Origin of the sequence: Streptomyces sp. NPDC046925 (assembly GCF_040644915.1) — a bacterium.
GTDB lineage: Bacteria > Actinomycetota > Actinomycetes > Streptomycetales > Streptomycetaceae > Streptomyces.
In genome coordinates, this window is record NZ_JBEYWZ010000005.1 from 480,595 (window position 1) to 495,525 (window position 14,931).

Annotated in this window: 14 protein-coding genes; 5 read left to right on the forward strand and 9 right to left on the reverse strand. The window is 69.9% G+C overall.

Annotated features, from left to right (window positions below):
- The first annotated feature begins 93 nt into the window (after nucleotides 1-93).
- The 4 genes from ABZ906_RS23655 to ABZ906_RS23670 are packed head-to-tail and all read left to right on the forward strand — an operon-like array spanning nucleotide 94 to nucleotide 3,647.
- Entirely contained in the window at nucleotides 94-1,113 is a 1,020-nt protein-coding gene (locus ABZ906_RS23655; protein WP_361385876.1) for an ABC transporter ATP-binding protein, read from the forward strand.
- The gene (locus ABZ906_RS23660; RefSeq protein WP_361385612.1) at nucleotides 1,103-2,008 is read left to right on the forward strand and encodes an ABC transporter permease; all 906 of its coding nucleotides are present in this window, start codon (nucleotides 1,103-1,105) and stop codon (nucleotides 2,006-2,008) included. The genes ABZ906_RS23655 and ABZ906_RS23660 overlap by 11 nt, the downstream gene beginning before the upstream one ends.
- On the forward strand, nucleotides 2,005-2,916 hold the full coding sequence (locus ABZ906_RS23665; protein ID WP_361193660.1) for an ABC transporter ATP-binding protein: 912 nt from the start codon (nucleotides 2,005-2,007) through the stop codon (nucleotides 2,914-2,916). The genes ABZ906_RS23660 and ABZ906_RS23665 overlap by 4 nt, the downstream gene beginning before the upstream one ends.
- Before the next feature lie 11 nt (nucleotides 2,917-2,927).
- Nucleotides 2,928-3,647, forward strand: coding sequence for an ABC transporter permease subunit (locus ABZ906_RS23670; RefSeq protein ID WP_361193657.1), 720 nt, complete (start codon nucleotides 2,928-2,930; stop codon nucleotides 3,645-3,647).
- Nucleotides 3,648-3,965: 318 nt separating this feature from the next.
- Here the strand turns inward: ABZ906_RS23670 and ABZ906_RS23675 are convergent, their stop codons facing one another.
- The 9 genes from ABZ906_RS23675 to ABZ906_RS23715 all read right to left on the reverse strand — a co-directional run bounded on the left by ABZ906_RS23675 (nucleotide 3,966) and on the right by ABZ906_RS23715 (nucleotide 14,116).
- Nucleotides 3,966-4,790, reverse strand: a complete 825-nt coding sequence (locus ABZ906_RS23675; protein ID WP_361385615.1) for an HAD family hydrolase — start codon at nucleotides 4,788-4,790, stop codon at nucleotides 3,966-3,968.
- Complete coding sequence (serS, locus tag ABZ906_RS23680; protein WP_361193653.1) at nucleotides 4,787-6,076, reverse strand: serine--tRNA ligase; 1,290 nt, start codon at nucleotides 6,074-6,076, stop codon at nucleotides 4,787-4,789. The genes ABZ906_RS23675 and serS overlap by 4 nt, the downstream gene beginning before the upstream one ends.
- 597 nt (nucleotides 6,077-6,673) lie before the next feature.
- On the reverse strand, nucleotides 6,674-7,609 hold the full coding sequence (pheA, locus tag ABZ906_RS23685) for a prephenate dehydratase (RefSeq protein WP_361193650.1): 936 nt from the start codon (nucleotides 7,607-7,609) through the stop codon (nucleotides 6,674-6,676).
- A gap of 161 nt (nucleotides 7,610-7,770) precedes the next feature.
- Nucleotides 7,771-9,009, reverse strand: coding sequence for an iron uptake transporter deferrochelatase/peroxidase subunit (efeB, locus tag ABZ906_RS23690; protein ID WP_361385618.1), 1,239 nt, complete (start codon nucleotides 9,007-9,009; stop codon nucleotides 7,771-7,773).
- An 11-nt stretch (nucleotides 9,010-9,020) separates the two neighbouring features.
- Nucleotides 9,021-11,150: a copper resistance protein CopC gene (locus ABZ906_RS23695; RefSeq protein WP_361385621.1), complete on the reverse strand. Its 2,130-nt coding sequence runs from the start codon at nucleotides 11,148-11,150 to the stop codon at nucleotides 9,021-9,023.
- Between the two features lie 14 nt (nucleotides 11,151-11,164).
- Nucleotides 11,165-11,644 (reverse strand): copper chaperone PCu(A)C, encoded by a 480-nt coding sequence (locus ABZ906_RS23700; protein ID WP_361385625.1) that lies wholly within the window; start codon nucleotides 11,642-11,644, stop codon nucleotides 11,165-11,167.
- Nucleotides 11,641-12,291 (reverse strand): SCO family protein, encoded by a 651-nt coding sequence (locus ABZ906_RS23705; protein ID WP_361385628.1) that lies wholly within the window; start codon nucleotides 12,289-12,291, stop codon nucleotides 11,641-11,643. The genes ABZ906_RS23700 and ABZ906_RS23705 overlap by 4 nt, the downstream gene beginning before the upstream one ends.
- 79 nt (nucleotides 12,292-12,370) lie before the next feature.
- On the reverse strand, nucleotides 12,371-13,102 hold the full coding sequence (locus ABZ906_RS23710) for a YcnI family protein (protein WP_361193854.1): 732 nt from the start codon (nucleotides 13,100-13,102) through the stop codon (nucleotides 12,371-12,373).
- A gap of 192 nt (nucleotides 13,103-13,294) precedes the next feature.
- Nucleotides 13,295-14,116 (reverse strand): hypothetical protein, encoded by an 822-nt coding sequence (locus tag ABZ906_RS23715; protein WP_361385631.1) that lies wholly within the window; start codon nucleotides 14,114-14,116, stop codon nucleotides 13,295-13,297.
- A gap of 310 nt (nucleotides 14,117-14,426) precedes the next feature.
- On the opposite strand from ABZ906_RS23715, the gene ABZ906_RS23720 reads away from it, so the two are divergent.
- Nucleotides 14,427-14,870, forward strand: coding sequence for an ATP-binding protein (locus tag ABZ906_RS23720; RefSeq protein ID WP_361193638.1), 444 nt, complete (start codon nucleotides 14,427-14,429; stop codon nucleotides 14,868-14,870).
- Nucleotides 14,871-14,931 lie beyond the last annotated feature (61 nt).

The window sequence follows — 14,931 nt, forward strand, 5'->3', positions numbered from 1 at the left end:
CTTACGGGCCCGTAATACCCGAGGGTGAGGTGAGGACAGGCCCCTGGTCTGACGCCTTGGTGTGGTCTGCGCCACTAACTTCGAACCGTGACTGTGATCGCGACCGAAAGCCTGAGCAAGCGGTTCCCGAGGGTGACCGCGCTTGACCGGCTCTCCATGGATATCGGGCCCGGTGTAACCGGACTCGTCGGAGCCAACGGAGCCGGCAAGTCCACACTGATCAAGATCCTGCTGGGTCTGTCCCCCGCCACGGAGGGCACCGCCGCCGTGCTCGGCCTCGACGTCGCCACCAGTGGCGGCCGGATTCGTGAGCGCGTCGGCTACATGCCCGAGCACGACTGCCTGCCGCCCGACGTGTCGGCCACGGAGTTCGTCGTCCACATGGCACGCATGTCCGGGCTGCCGCCCACGGCGGCCCGTGAGCGCACCGCGGACACCCTGCGGCACGTCGGTCTCTACGAGGAGCGCTACCGCCCCATCGGGGGCTACTCGACGGGCATGAAGCAGCGCGTGAAGCTCGCGCAGGCCCTCGTCCACGACCCCGACCTGGTCTTCCTGGACGAGCCGACCAACGGCCTCGACCCCGTGGGCCGCGACGAGATGCTCGGCCTCATCCGCCGCGTCCACACGGACTTCGGCATCTCCGTCCTGGTCACCTCGCACCTGCTCGGCGAGCTGGAGCGCACCTGCGACCACGTCGTCGTTATCGACGGCGGCAAGCTCCTGCGGTCCAGCTCCACCACCGACTTCACCCAGACCACCACGACGCTGGCCGTCGAGGTGACCGACACCGACGAACACCCCGACGGCACCGCGGCGTTCCGCGAGGCGCTCCAGGGCCGGGGCGTCGCCACCCACGAGGGAACGGGCCTGCCGGGTGCCGGGCACACCGTGCTACTCGAAGCGGACGGCGAGGAGACGTACGACCTGGTCCGTGATCTCGTCGCGGACCTCGGCCTCGGCCTGGTCCGGATGGAACAGCGCAGGCACCAGATCGCCGAGGTCTTCCAGTCCGAGCAGACCGAAGCGACCGAACAGACCGAAGCGACCCAGCAGACCAAGCAGTCCGAGCAGACGGAAGCGCGGAAGGAGGAGGTCCGTCATGGCCGTTGAGCAGCCCCCGGCACACGCCGGCGAACAGACCCAGATCCACAACATCGGCTATCGCAACTACGACGGCCCGCGCCTGGGCCGCGCCTACGCCCGCCGCTCCCTCTTCTCCCAGAGCCTGCGCGGCGCGTACGGACTCGGCCGCTCGGCCAAGTCCAAGGTCCTTCCCATGATCCTCTTCGCGGTGATGTGCGTGCCCGCCGCGATCATGGTGGCGGTCGCCGTGACCACGAAGGCGAACGACCTCCCCCTCGACTACACCCGATACGCGATCGTGCTGCAGGCCGTCATCAGTCTCTATCTCGCCGCCCAGGCCCCCCAGACCGTCTCGCGCGACCTGCGCTTCAAGACCGTCCCCCTCTACTTCTCCCGCCCCATCGAGCACAGCGACTACGTACGCGCCAAGTTCGCGGCGATGGCCTCGGCCCTCTTCGTCCTCACGGCCGCACCGCTGCTCGTCCTCTACGTAGGGGCGCTGCTCGCCAAGCTCGACTTCGCGGACCAGACGAAGGGCTTCGGCCAGGGGCTCGTCTCCGTGGCGCTGCTCTCGCTCCTCTTCTCCGGCATCGCGCTGATCATCTCGGCGATCACACCCCGCCGCGGCTTCGGGATCGCCGCCGTCATCGCCGTCCTGACCATCAGCTACGGAGCGGTGTCCACGGTCCAGGCCATCGCCTACGAACAGGGCAGCACCGGCGCCATCGCCTGGCTCGGCCTCTTCTCGCCGATCACGCTCATCGACGGCGTACAGACCGCCTTCCTCGGCGCGACCTCCGCCTTCCCCGGAGGGGAAGGCCCTTCGTCCGGCACGGGCGTGGTCTACGTGATCGTCGTCCTCGCCCTCATCGCGGGCTGCTACGGCGCGATGATGCGCCGCTACCGAAAGGTCGGGCTGTGACCACCATCAACATCGACCACACCTCACGCTGGTTCGGCAACGTGGTGGCGGTCAACGACATCACGATGAACGTAGGCCCCGGTGTCACCGGCCTCCTCGGCCCGAACGGCGCGGGAAAGTCCACCCTCATCAACATGATGGGCGGCTTCCTCGCCCCCTCCACCGGCAGCGTCACGCTCGACTCCAGGCCGATCTGGCGCAACGAACAGATCTACAAGGACATCGGCATCGTCCCCGAGCGCGAGGCGATGTACGACTTCCTCACCGGCCGCGAATTCGTCGTCGCCAACGCCGAATTGCACGGCCTGGACAAGCGGGCCGCGCAGAAGGCCCTCGCCACGGTCGAGATGGAGTACGCACAGGACCGCAAGATCTCGACGTACAGCAAGGGCATGCGCCAGCGCGTGAAGATGGCCTCCGCCCTCGTCCACGAACCGTCCGTGCTCCTGCTCGACGAGCCGTTCAACGGCATGGACCCCCGTCAGCGCATGCAGCTGATGGACCTCCTCCGGCGCATGGGGGACGAGGGCCGCACGGTCCTGTTCTCCTCGCACATCCTCGAAGAGGTCGAGCAACTGGCCTCGCACATCGAGGTGATCGTGGCCGGACGGCACGCGGCGAGCGGCGACTTCCGCAAGATCCGCCGCCTGATGACCGACCGCCCGCACCGCTACCTGGTGCGTTCCAGCGACGACCGCGCCCTGGCCGCCGCCCTGATCGCAGACCCGTCGACGGCAGGAATCGAAGTCGACCTCAAGGAAGGCGCCCTGCGCATCCAAGCCATCGACTTCGCGCGCTTCACGGCCCTGTTGCCACGCATCGCCCGCGATCACGACATCCGGCTGCTCACGGTCTCGCCCTCGGACGAGTCGCTCGAGTCGGTCTTCTCCTACCTCGTCGCGGCCTGAAGGGAGCCATCGTGTACGACCCCACTGTCGCCCGGCTCACCTACCGGGCCCTGCTCGGCCGCCGCCGGGCCCTGATCCTCTTCGCCCTGCCCGTCCTGCTCATCGTCATCTCCGCCGCGGTCCGCGGCTTCAGCGGCGCCGACGACCAGGTCGCCGCCGACCTCCTCGGAGGCTTCGCCCTGGCCACGATGGTGCCGATCATCGGTGTCATCGCGGGCACCGGAGCCATCGGCCCGGAGATCGACGACGGTTCCGTCGTCTATCTCCTCTCCAAGCCGGTCAAGCGGCCCACGATCATCGTCACCAAGCTGACCGTCGCCATCGCCGTGACCATGGCCTTCTCCGCGATCCCGACCTTCATCGCGGGCATGATCCTGAACGGCAACGGCCAGCAGATCGCCGTGGCGTACACCATCGCGGCCCTGGTCGCCTCGATCGCGTACGCCGCGCTCTTCCTGCTTCTGGGCACCATCACGCGGCACGCGGTGGTCTTCGGTCTCGTCTACGCCCTCGTGTGGGAGGCCCTCTTCGGGTCGCTCGTCGCCGGGGCGCGCACGCTCAGCGTCCAGCAGTGGTCGCTCGCCGTCGCCGAGAAGACCGCGGCCGGCGACCTGGTCACCTCGGACGTCGGCCTCCCGGTGGCCACGGTGCTCCTTGTCGGCGTCACGGTCCTCGCCACCTGGTATGCCGGGCAGAAGCTGCGGTCGCTGAAGCTGGCCGGGGAGGAGTAAATAATTCGGTGGCGGGCGGATCGGGGGCGCGGGCACAGTAGTGGTGTCACCGCGCCACGACCCTGGCGCCCGCTTACCGGGAGAGGAGCCGACGTGTCCGTCAGTAGTCCGTCGAGTTCCCTGCAGGGCAGCCCGCGGCAGGCTCCGGAGTAGTTACTCACTCCGTAGAGCCCCGCCCACGGGGAGTTGCCCGGGGCGGCCGCTTCGAGCGCGCAGTTCGCTGCGCGGGCCGCCCACCCATTGCACTGAGCCGGGGCCGAGTTTTTCGGCGCCCGGCTCAGTGCGTTTGGCTACGCTCTTGGGCTCGCTCTTGGGCCCTCAGGCCAGGAAACGTTCGAGCACCGCGGCGATGCCGTCGTCCTCGTTCGACGCCGTCACCTCGTCGGCCACCGCCCTGAGTTCCTCGTGGGCGTTGGCCATCGCCACGCCGTGCGCCGCCCAGCCGAACATCGGGATGTCGTTGGGCATGTCCCCGAAGGCGATCGTGTCCGCCGCCTTCGCGCCCAGGCGGCGGGCCGCCAGGGAGAGGCCCGTGGCCTTGGAGAGGCCGAGGGGGAGCAGTTCGACGATGCCCTCGCCGGCCATCGTGACGCCGACGAGGCCGCCCGCCACCTGACGCGCCACCGAGGCAAGCTCGTCGTCGCTGAGGCCGGGATGCTGGACGTACACCTTGTTCAGCGGGGCCGCCCACAGCTCGGCGACCTCCGTGAACGGGATGACGGGCAGCGGCCCGTCCTGCACCGCGTACCCGGGGCCGACGATCACCTCGCCCTCCAGGCCGTCACGGCTCGCGGCCAGCGCCAGCGGGCCGATCTCCGCCTCTATCTTGGCGAGGGCGATGCCCGCCAGCTGCCGGTCGAGCGTGACCGACGTGAGCAGCCGGTGCTCGCCCGCGTGGTAGACCTGCGCACCCTGCCCGCACACCGCCAGGCCGTCGTAGCCCAGATCGTCGAGGATGTGCCGGGTCCAGGGGACGGCACGGCCGGTGACGATGATGTGCGCGGCGCCCGCCGCGGTGGCCGCGGTGAGCGCGTCGCGCGTACGCGCCGAGACCGTGTCGTCGGAGCGCAGGAGCGTTCCGTCGAGGTCGGTCGCGACGAGCTTGTACGGGAAGGACGGCGTGGCAGGAGCAGGGTGACTCACTTGTTGATGGGCTCCAAGATCTCTCGTCCCCCCAGGTACGGACGCAGTACCTCGGGCACCCACACGGAGCCGTCGGCCTGCTGGTGATTCTCCAGGAGGGCGACGATCGTGCGCGGGACGGCGCAGAGCGTGCCGTTCAGCGTCGCGAGCGGCTGCGTCACCTTCTTGCCGTCGCTCTCGTCGCGCATCCGGATCGACAGACGGCGCGACTGGAAGCTGTCGCAGTTCGACGCGGACGTCAGCTCGCGGTACTTGCCCTGCGTCGGGATCCACGCCTCGCAGTCGAACTTCCGCGAAGCCGAGGAGCCGAGGTCACCCGTGGCCACGTCGATCACCTGGAACGGCAGACCGAGGCCGGTCAGCCACTGCTTCTCCCACTCCAGGAGCCGCTGGTGCTCGTTCTCCGCGTCGGCCGGGTCGACGTACGAGAACATCTCGACCTTGTCGAACTGGTGCACGCGGAAGATGCCGCGGGTGTCCTTGCCGTACGTGCCTGCCTCGCGGCGGAAGCAGGGCGAGAAGCCCGCGTACCGCAGGGGCAGCTTGTCGGCGTCGATGATCTCGTCCATGTGGTAACCGGCGAGCGCGACCTCGGAGGTGCCGACCAGGTAGTAGTCGTCCTTCTCCAGGTGGTACACGTTCTCGGCGGCCTGGCCGAGGAAGCCCGTGCCCTCCATGGCGCGCGGGCGGACCAGGGCGGGCGTCAGCATCGGGATGAACCCGGCCTCCGTCGCCTGCGCGATCGCCGCGTTCACGAGAGCCAGTTCGAGCAGGGCGCCGATACCGGTGAGGTAGTAGAAGCGCGAGCCGGAGACCTTCGCGCCGCGCTCGACGTCGATGGCGCCGAGCAGCTCGCCGAGCTCCAGGTGGTCCTTGGGCTCGAAGCCCTCGGCCGCGAAGTCGCGCGGGGTGCCGATGGTGTCGAGGACGACGAAGTCCTCCTCGCCGCCGACCGGGACGTCCGGGTGGACGAGGTTGCCCAGCTGCCCGAGGAGGCGCTTGGTCTCCTCGTCGGCCTCGTCCTGTGCGGCGTTGGCCGCCTTGACGGCGGCGGAGAGCTCGCCGGCCTTCTTCAGGAGCTCGGCCTTCTCGTCACCCGAGGCCTTGGGGATGAGCTTGCCGAGCGCCTTCTGCTCGGAACGGAGCTCGTCGAAGCGGAGCCCGGACGACCTGCGCCGCTCGTCGGCGGAGAGAAGGGCGTCGACGAGTGCGACGTCCTCTCCACGGGCGCGCTGGGAGGCGCGAACACGGTCGGGGTCCTCACGGAGCAGGCGAAGGTCAATCACCCCACCAGGCTACCGTTGCGCGGTTCCGGCTCTCGACTCGATATTCCACTCTGCGGCGTTATGGCCGGTTTGCCGGAATGGGAATTCCGGAATGCGGCCTTCCCTGTCGCCCGCCCTCCGTGTCGGCCTTCCGGGTCAATGGAAAGGGTGGCACTCCCCGAAACGGGGCAGACGGGACGCGCTGCCTTGACTCGATCCCCTTGCGGGGGGCGGGACTTGGGCACCGGTTGTCCACAGGAATATCCCCTGCCGAAAAGTTATCCACAGGCTGTGCGAAAGATCTGTGGATGCCGGAAGAGATCGTTCCGAAAGCCGCATGCGCGACCAAGGATTCCCGTCCCAAACCACCCTCACACCCACTTTCGAGTGGAAATGGTTCGCTCCAAAGAGTTGATCAATGGAAAAGGGTGGACGAGGGGTGACGTGCGCGACTGTGGACGGACTTGTGGGGTGTAGGCCGATTTGTCGACCATGTCACGCTTCGTTGTCGACTTGTCCCCAGGTCGAGAACGAGCCCTGTGGATAACTTTGTGGACAACGTAAATCAGCAGGTAAGACCGTTCACAGTCAGCAGGTAAGACCGCTCACGACGAGCCCTCAGAACCGGCCGTCCTGGCACTGGGTCAGCCAGTCGGACGCCGCGAGGAACTCGCCGTCGGTCGTACCGGGCCGCGGCGGCCGTACGTCGGTGGGCGCCACCCCCGCCCTCGGATACGACCCGAGGAAGCGCACCTGCGGGCAGATCCGCTTGAGGCCCATCAGCGCCTCGCCCACGCGGCGGTCCGTGATGTGCCCCTCCGCGTCCACCGAGAAGCAGTAATTGCCGATGCGCTTGCCGGTGGGCCGCGATTCGATCCGCATCAGGTTGACCCCGCGCACGGCGAACTCCTGGAGCAGTTCGAGCAGCGCGCCCGGGTGGTCGTCGCCGAGCCAGATGACCACCGAGGTCTTGTCCGCACCGGTCGGCGCCGCGGGCCGGGCCGGGCGGCCGACGAGCACGAAGCGGGTCTCGGCGGTGGCCGCGTCGTGGATCTCGCGGACCAGCGGTTCGAGGCCGTACGTCGCCGCCGCGAACTCGCCCGCGAAGGCCGCGTCGAAGCGTCCCTCCTGGACCAGACGCGCGCCGTCCGCGTTCGACGCCGCCGACTCCCACAGGGCGTCCGGGAGGTTCGCCGCGAGCCAGTTGCGGACCTGCGGCTGGGCCACGGGGTGGCCGGTCACCGTCTTGATGTCCTTGATCTGCGTGCCCGGCCGCACGAGCAGGGCGAAGGCGATCGGCAGCACGACCTCGCGGTAGATCATCAGGGGCGCGCCCTTGGCGAGCTCGTCGACGGTGGTCGTGACGCCGCCCTCGACGGAGTTCTCGATCGGCACGAGGGCCGCCGCCGCGTCGCCGGTACGGACCGCGTCGAGCGCGGCCGGTACGGACACCATCGGGACGAGCTCCCTGGTGGCCGCTTCCGGGAGCGTACGGAGGGCTGCCTCGGTGAAGGTGCCCTCGGGGCCGAGATAGGTGTAGCGCATCGCCGACATACCGTCACCCTAATGGCCCGTACGTGGCACGGCTCACGCGTCTCACGGAGCGGCGCACGCCCCGCCTGCCCGCGCTCGAACCCTCGTACGGGAGCGCGCGGCCCTGTTTCCGCGGGCTTCTCCGGCAACCGCGCGCCCCACCTGACCGGCAACCGCGCGCCCTACCCCTCCAGCAACCGCTGCCCCACGTACTCGCCCTTCGCCGCCCCGCCGGGCACCGCGAACAGGCCGCTGGCCTCGTGGCGGATGAACTTCGACAGCGCGTCCCCCCGGTCGAGCTTGCGCTGCACCGGCACGAAGCCGCGCAGCGGATCGGCCTGCCAGCACACGAAGAGCAGGCCCGCGTCCGGCTCCCCGTCCTTGTCGAAGCCGTCGTGGTACGAGAACGGGCGGCGCAGCATCGCGGAGCCGCCGTTCTGGTCGGGCCGGGTGATGCGGGCATGGGCGTTGAGGGCGATGACGTACTCGCCGTCCGCGCCCGCCTTCTCCAGCTTCGGCTCGGTGGTCTCCGTACCGCCGGTCAGCGGTGAGCCGTCCGACTTGTGGCGCCCGATGACCGCCTCCTGGTCCTTGACGCCGAGCTTCTCCCAGTCGTCGAGGAGCATCCGGATGCGGCGTACGACGACGTACGAGCCGCCGGCCATCCACGACGGGTCCCCGGGGGCGGGGACGAAGATCCGGCGGTCGAAGTCGTCGTCCGACGGCTTCGGGTTGTTCGAGCCGTCGATCTGGCCCATGAGGTTGCGGGTCGTCATCGGCTGCGCGGTCGCGCCCGGCGAGCGGTTGAAGCCGTTCATCTGCCAGCGCACCCGTGCCGCGTCACCCGCCTCCTTCTGGATCGCGCGCAGCGCGTGAAAGGCGACGAGAGGGTCGTTCGCGCCGATCTGCACCCACAGATCGCCGTCGCTGCGCGCCTTGTCCAGGTGGTCGGAGGAGAAGTCCGGCAGCGGGTCGAGCGCGGAAGGACGCTGCTTCTCCAGGCCGGTGCGCCCGAAGAAGCTGCGCCCGAAGCCGAAGGTGACGCTCAACGACGAGGGGCCCGCGTCCCTGGCGACATCCGTGTCCTCGCCCGCCGGGGCCTTGCCCGCCATCAGCCGTTCGGCCGCCGCCGACCAGCGGCGCAGCAGGGCGGCCGCCTCCTTGCGGCCCGCGCCCGCCGCCAGGTCGAAGGCCACCAGGTGGCCGCGGGACTGGAGGGGCGTGGTGATGCCTGGCTGATGTTTCCCGTGAAACATGACCTCGTTCGCGCCGAGAGACGTCAACGACGCCGCGCCGGACTCCTCCGAGGCCTCCGAGGGCGCCGCGGCATATCCGGCCGCACCGCCCGCCGCGCCGAGCGCGAGACCGGTGGCGCCGGCGGTGCCGAGCAGCCGCCGCCTGGAAATCCCGTTGTCCGCCATGGTGGTTCCGTTCAGCCGATCTGCGCGTTCTTGTTCACGGTCACTTGGTCGATGTCGGAGGTGCGCACGGTCACCGCGATCTTCCAGTTGCCCGCCATCGGAATCTGCACCCCGCTGGAGCTCCAGTGTCCGGTGGCGATGTGGTCGGGAGCGACAGGCAGGGGGCCGACATCCTTCGACTTGAGGGTGAAGGAGACCTTCACCTCGGGGATGTCGAAGGCGCTGCCGTTCGGCCGCTTCACGAAGATGTGCATCTCGTTGCTGCCCGTGCGGCCGGGGTCGAGATCGAGCTGAAGGGTGCCCTTGCCGTCGTCGGAGCCCGTGTCGAAGGGGAACTTGAGGGTGAGCGGACCTGACCGCTGAGCGGCGGCGGCCGTCTTCGAAGCGGCCGCTTCCTCCTCCGTGCGCCCCGGCTCGGTGGAGGTCAGGACCGTCGTGACGGCGAGCAGGACCACGGCGATGCCCGCCTCCGTGAGCACGGAGCGGCGCAGGCCGGAGCGGTTGGGGTCGGCGTCGCGGATGCGCTTCTCGCGGGCGGTGCTCATGGCGGCCTGCTGGCGGGCGAGCTGGGCGGAGCGCTTGGAGTCCTTGGTGCCCTTGGAGTCCTTGGAGCTCTTCGTGTCCTTGGAGTCCTTGGAGTCCTTGGAGTCCGCGCCGGTGCTCCCGACGGGCACCGTCACCGGCTTCTTCTCCACGCGCTTGGCTGCGGCACTCTTCTCCGCGCGCTTCTCGACGACGGTCGCCGCTGCGGCCTCCGGCGCCACGTCGCCCGCTTGGTCCGCGATCCGTGCCGTCCAGCGCCGCGAGATCCCGGCGATCCCGACGAGGACGACGACCAGGCCGATCTTGATGAGGAGCAGCTGTCCGTACCACGTACCGGTGAGGGCCGACCACGAGCCGACCTGCCGCCACGTCTGGTAGAGCCCGGTCGCGGCGAGGGCGACGACGCTGCAGAACGCGACCCGGGAGAAGCGTTTCACCGCCCCCGCGTCCACCGATGGCGCGTCCGCCGACGGCGCGAAGTAGAGGGCGACGACGAGCGCCGCGAGACCGCCGAGCCAGGCGGCCACGGCGAGCAGATGCACGACGTCCACGGGCATCGCGAGCCCGGCCTGGATGCCGGTCGACGCGTGCTCGGCCATGGCCCAGGTCGCGCCGAGCCCGACGGCGACGACACCGCCGCCGATCGCGAGCCCGAACGTGAGGTCCTTGCGCTCCTTGGGGTCGGTCCGCTTCTCGTACGCGCCGAAGAGCACCGCGATGAAGAGCGCGGCGGCGGCGAGCAGCAGCAGCCGCGAGACCAGCGCGGCGCCGGTCTTCGTCTGGAGCACGTCACCGAGCTTGGCCATGTCGAAGGCGTCGGCGATCTTCCCCGACCCGGTGTAGGGCGCGCGCAGCAGGAGCAGCACGAGGGTGGACGCGGTCAGCGTGACCCAGCCGGAGACCACGAGCCGCTGCACGGGCCGTACGCCCGCGCCGCGCGGCCAGCAGCCGAGCACGAAGGCCGCCCCGCCCACCACGAGGATGAATCCGGCGTACGAGAGGTAGCGCGCGAAGCCGTAGAGGCCGCCGACGAATCCGCCGCCCACCTCCTGGTCCGGCAGCGCGACCTTGGTGTCCGACGGCGCGCCCACGGAGAACGTGAAGGCCCCGGAGATGGGGTGGCTGTCGGCGGAGACGACTTGGTAGGCGACGGTGAAGGTGCCGTCGGGCAGCCCCTTGTGCAGCTTCACGCCGTAGGTGTTGGACCCGAGGTCACTGGTCTTGCCGGTGTCGACGCGCTTGCCGGCCGGGTCGAGCACCCGTACGGAGCCGTCGGACATGGCGACCTTCTCCGAGAAGGTCAGAGAGACGGCGGCGGGCGCCTTGTCGACCACCGCCCCCTGCTTGGGGTCGCTTCCCGTCAGCGCCGCATGGGCGGAGGCGGGCGCCGCCGTGCCCAGCAGCGCGCCGAGGAAGACGGCGACGACGAGCAGGAGCCGTCCGACGCCGGGGGCTATCCCGAAGCGCGCGGCGGCCCCGGAGCGAACCCCGGCGGCCTCGGAGCGAACCCCGGCGGCCCCGGAGCGAACCCCGCCGGCCTCGGAGCGGGCTCCGGTGGCCCCGGAGCGAGCTCCACAGCGGGGAGCGATGGTCTGCATCAGCGATCAGTCCCTCAGTGCGACGCGTGCTTGCCGGGCTTGGGGTTGTACGTGGCGGCCTTCACCGGAACCTCAACTTCGATGGGATCCGACTTCGCGAAGTGCAGCGTCACGGCGATCTTGTCGCCCTCCTTCGGCTTGTGCTTGAGCTCCTCGAACATGAGGTGGTTGCCGCCCCGCGCGAAGTCGAGCTCGCCGTTCGCGGGTACGTCGAACGACTTCTGCTCCTTCATCGCGTTGTTCTTGGTGCTGTGCAGCGTGACCTTCTCGGCGATGGAGCTGGTCACCGAGGTGAGCTTGTCCGCGCCGCCCTTGTTCGTGACGGTGAAGAACCCGGAGGCCATGTCGTCCATGGCGGGCGCGGGCATGAAGGCACCGGCGACCTTGAGCTCCGGCTCGTCCGAGGCCTTGTCGCCGGACGAGTCCGAGCAGCCCGCAAGGACGAGCCCCGCCGTCAGCGCCACGGCGCTGCCGAAGACCGTGCGACGGTTCACGGGGTCGCTCCCTTGACGATCTTGGGGAGGTCCTTGGTGTAGTCGTCCACGGTGGTGTCCTCGCCGTACAGGACGTACCCGGCGTCGGTCTTCGGCGAGAACGCGATGACCTGCGTGCCGTGCATCGAGATGACCTTGCCCTTCTCCTTCTTGGTGGGCTCGATGCTGATGCCGAGGGTGCGGGCGCTGCCCTGGATGGTGTCGAAGTCACCGGTCAGACCGATGAAGTCGGTGTCCTGGGCCTTGAGCCACTTGCCGAGGGTCTTGGGCGTGTCGCGCTCGGGGTCGGTGGTGACGAAGACGACCTGGAGCTTGTCCTGCTCGGCCTTGGGCAGCTGCTTCTTGGCGACGGCGATGTTGCTCATCGTCAGGGGGCAGAAGTCCGGGCAGTTGGTGTAGCCGAAGTAGACGAGCGTCGGCTTGCCCTTGGTCCGCTCGCGCAGGTCGTACTTCTTGCCGTGCGTGTCCGTGAGGACGAGGTCCGGCTTCTCGAAGGGCTTGTCGAGGATGGTCGCGGCCTTGTCGCCGTTGGACTCCACGGAGACGTCCGCGACGGGCTTCTTGCCGTCGTCACCGCCGCCGCAGGCGGACAGGGTGAGGGTGGCCGCGGCCAGCATGGCGGCGGCGAGCAACTTCTTCTTGCGCATACGAAAATGTCCCAGATGTGAGGTGGCCCGGGCGCACCGGGGGCAGGCGAAACGCCCCCGGTACGGCCCGAAGGGTGGCTCAGCTGTTGGCGCGCCGACGGCCGGCGAGCACGCCGAACGCCACACCCGCGGCGCCGACGACGATGCCGACGACGCCGAGGACGCGGGCGGTGGAGTCGCTGCTGTCGGAGGAGGCGGCGGACTCGGTCTTCTCGCCCGACTTCGCGTCTTCCTTCGCGTCGTCGTGCGAGGCGGCGGCGCCGTGGCCCTCCTCGGAGGCGGCGGTGAGCGCGAGGGCCGGGGCCGGGTGCTCCGGCTCCTCCTGGCCCTTCTGCTGCGGCTCGATCCAGCGGACGACTTCCTTGTTGTCGTACGTCTGAACGGCCTTGAAGACCAGCTCGTCGGCGTTCTCGGGGAGCGCGCCGATGGACAGCGGGAACTTCTGGAAGGAGCCCGGCTGGACGCCCTTGCCGTCGGCGGTCCAGGTGACCTTGGAGACGGCCTCGTCGATCTTCTCGCCGTGCATCTCGAGGGGCTTGTCGAGCTTCGCCTTGGTGACCTTGGCGGTCCAGCCGGGGACGGGCGCCGTCATGACGGAGGCGAGCGGGTGGTCCTCGGGGAAGGAGACCTCGAGCTTGGTGGTCGAGGCGTCGTCCATCTCGTTCGGCACCTTGAAGTTGACCGTGGCGTAGCCGCCCTTGGCGGCCTCGCCCTCGGCGGAGACGCTGACGTGCGCGAAGGCGGGGACGGAGAGCAGGAGGACGGCGGAGGCGGCGACGCCACCGACGACGGAGACGCGGGAGGCCTTCACGGCGGACAGCGCAGACAGAGCAGACATGGCGGAAACACTCCAGTTTCAGCGGTGATGACCAGCAGCGCCGACCTGGCCGGCGGTGGTGATCAGGGGAGAGTGCGCGCGGCGACGAACCGAGCGGCACGCGCGCGTGGGACGCCGCAGGGCGTGAGGCACCTCTCCGTAGTGCTGCGGTAGGAGTGCGTCGCGTCAGGCGGCGAGAGCGAGTGCGGCGGCGGCCGGCGGGCCCCGCCTGATCACCGTGTGCTGGAGCGCGGTGGTGTGCGGCTTCGACGGTCCGCGGAACGCCGTACGCGGCGTACGGGCAGCAGCCTCGGGCGCGCCGGGCAGTCCGGCGCGCAGCGCTGCCACGAGGGCGAGCGCACCGCGCAGGGAACGTACGAGCGCCCCCTCGGCGACTCCGTACGCCCCGTGGGCCGAGAGCCGCATGAGGCGCAAAAGCGCGATGTCGCCGCGGCGCAGCAGCCATCCGGCGGCGACCGCGGCGAGCACATGCCCCAGGAGCATCGGGAGCGACGGGAGCAGCGACATCGAGTCCATCGCGGAGTCCGCCGCCGTGGCCGGTGCGCTGTGGTGCATGGCATGGCCCGTGGCCCCGCCGCCGGGCTGCACGCCCGCCGTCGTCAGGATCCGGTGGGCCTGGGCGGGGCTGAGGTTGGCAGCGCCCACCCCGCACATCAGGCGCGCGGCCCGCTCCACCATGGAGGGCTCGGCGCTCGCCACCGCCGTACCGCCGTGCTGGCCGACTCCGAAGAGCGCGTGCAGGCCCACCTGCCCGGCGGCGAGCAGGGCGGCGATGCCCGGCAGCGACCGCTCGCGCCCGGCGAGCGGCGCGGCGACGGCGAGGACGGCGACGAAACCGACGCCGAGCGTCCACAGCGGGACGGCGGCGCAGGAAGCGAGCACATGGCCCCCGGCGGACAGCACGACGCAGAGCACGGCGAACACCGCGGCTCTCAGGAGCCGGAGGTCGACTCCGGCGCGCGCCTCGCGCTGGTGGGGGGCAGTCATGGCCGGAACATCATTGCACTGGGCTTACCCGCCGCATACGGCAGGTCCGCAAGCTCCCATGCGTGGTGATGGGTGCGGATGAGTGACGGTGGAGCCCGATAAGTGCCGCCAGGTGCCGAATGCTCGCCTATGGGCAGCTCATGGGCGGCCTGCGGGCGGCCTGTGGGTTGCCCGTGGGGGACGTGTCTACACCGTCCCGGGCCGTCCGCGCGTCCGCCGTATGGGCGGCATCACGTCAAGTGCGCGCTTATACACGGTCGCTTGCGGCAATACGTATCGGTATGTCGAGCCGCGGCCAGGAGGCTGGAGCATGAGCATGTGGTGGTCACTCCATTTGCGGCGCGAAGCTGCGAGCGTCCCGCTGGCCCGCCGGTTGCTGATGGGCACGATGGAGACCGCGGGGGTGGACCCTGATGTCTCGTACGACCTGTCGGTTGCTCTCAGCGAGGCCTGCGCCAACGCCGTGGAGCACGGCGGTGCGACGGTCGCCGAGGGGGCGGCCGGGGCCTATCGGGTGACGGCGTATCTGGACGGCGAGAAGTGCCGCATCGAAGTGGCTGATTCCGGCCCCGGATTCGTGCCCGTCACGGTGGCCGCGTCCGACACCGCCGAGCACGGCCGGGGTCTCTACCTCATCCAGGAGCTCGCCGATCATGTGCACTTCGGCAACAAGCCGGGGGGCAGGGGCGGCGCGGTGATCAGCTTCGACAAGATCCTCAAGTGGCGCGAGGACACCCCGCTCGTCACGGCCTGACGACTCTTCCGGCCTCCTCTGTGCTCGGCACGACTCTGCCGGTCTCCTCTGTGCCCAGCGC

Bases quoted from the DNA above. Each gene is read 5' to 3' on its own strand.
- ABZ906_RS23660 (WP_361385612.1), top strand. From the start codon at position 1,103: ATGGCCGTTGAGCAGCCCCCGGCACACGCCGGCGAACAGACCCAGATC.
- pheA (WP_361193650.1), bottom strand. From the start codon at position 7,609: ATGTCGGCGATGCGCTACACCTATCTCGGCCCCGAGGGCACCTTCACC.
- efeB (WP_361385618.1), bottom strand. From the start codon at position 9,009: ATGGCGGACAACGGGATTTCCAGGCGGCGGCTGCTCGGCACCGCCGGC.
- ABZ906_RS23695 (WP_361385621.1), bottom strand. From the start codon at position 11,150: ATGCAGACCATCGCTCCCCGCTGTGGAGCTCGCTCCGGGGCCACCGGA.
- ABZ906_RS23705 (WP_361385628.1), bottom strand. From the start codon at position 12,291: ATGCGCAAGAAGAAGTTGCTCGCCGCCGCCATGCTGGCCGCGGCCACC.
- ABZ906_RS23715 (WP_361385631.1), bottom strand. From the start codon at position 14,116: ATGACTGCCCCCCACCAGCGCGAGGCGCGCGCCGGAGTCGACCTCCGG.
- ABZ906_RS23720 (WP_361193638.1), top strand. From the start codon at position 14,427: ATGAGCATGTGGTGGTCACTCCATTTGCGGCGCGAAGCTGCGAGCGTC.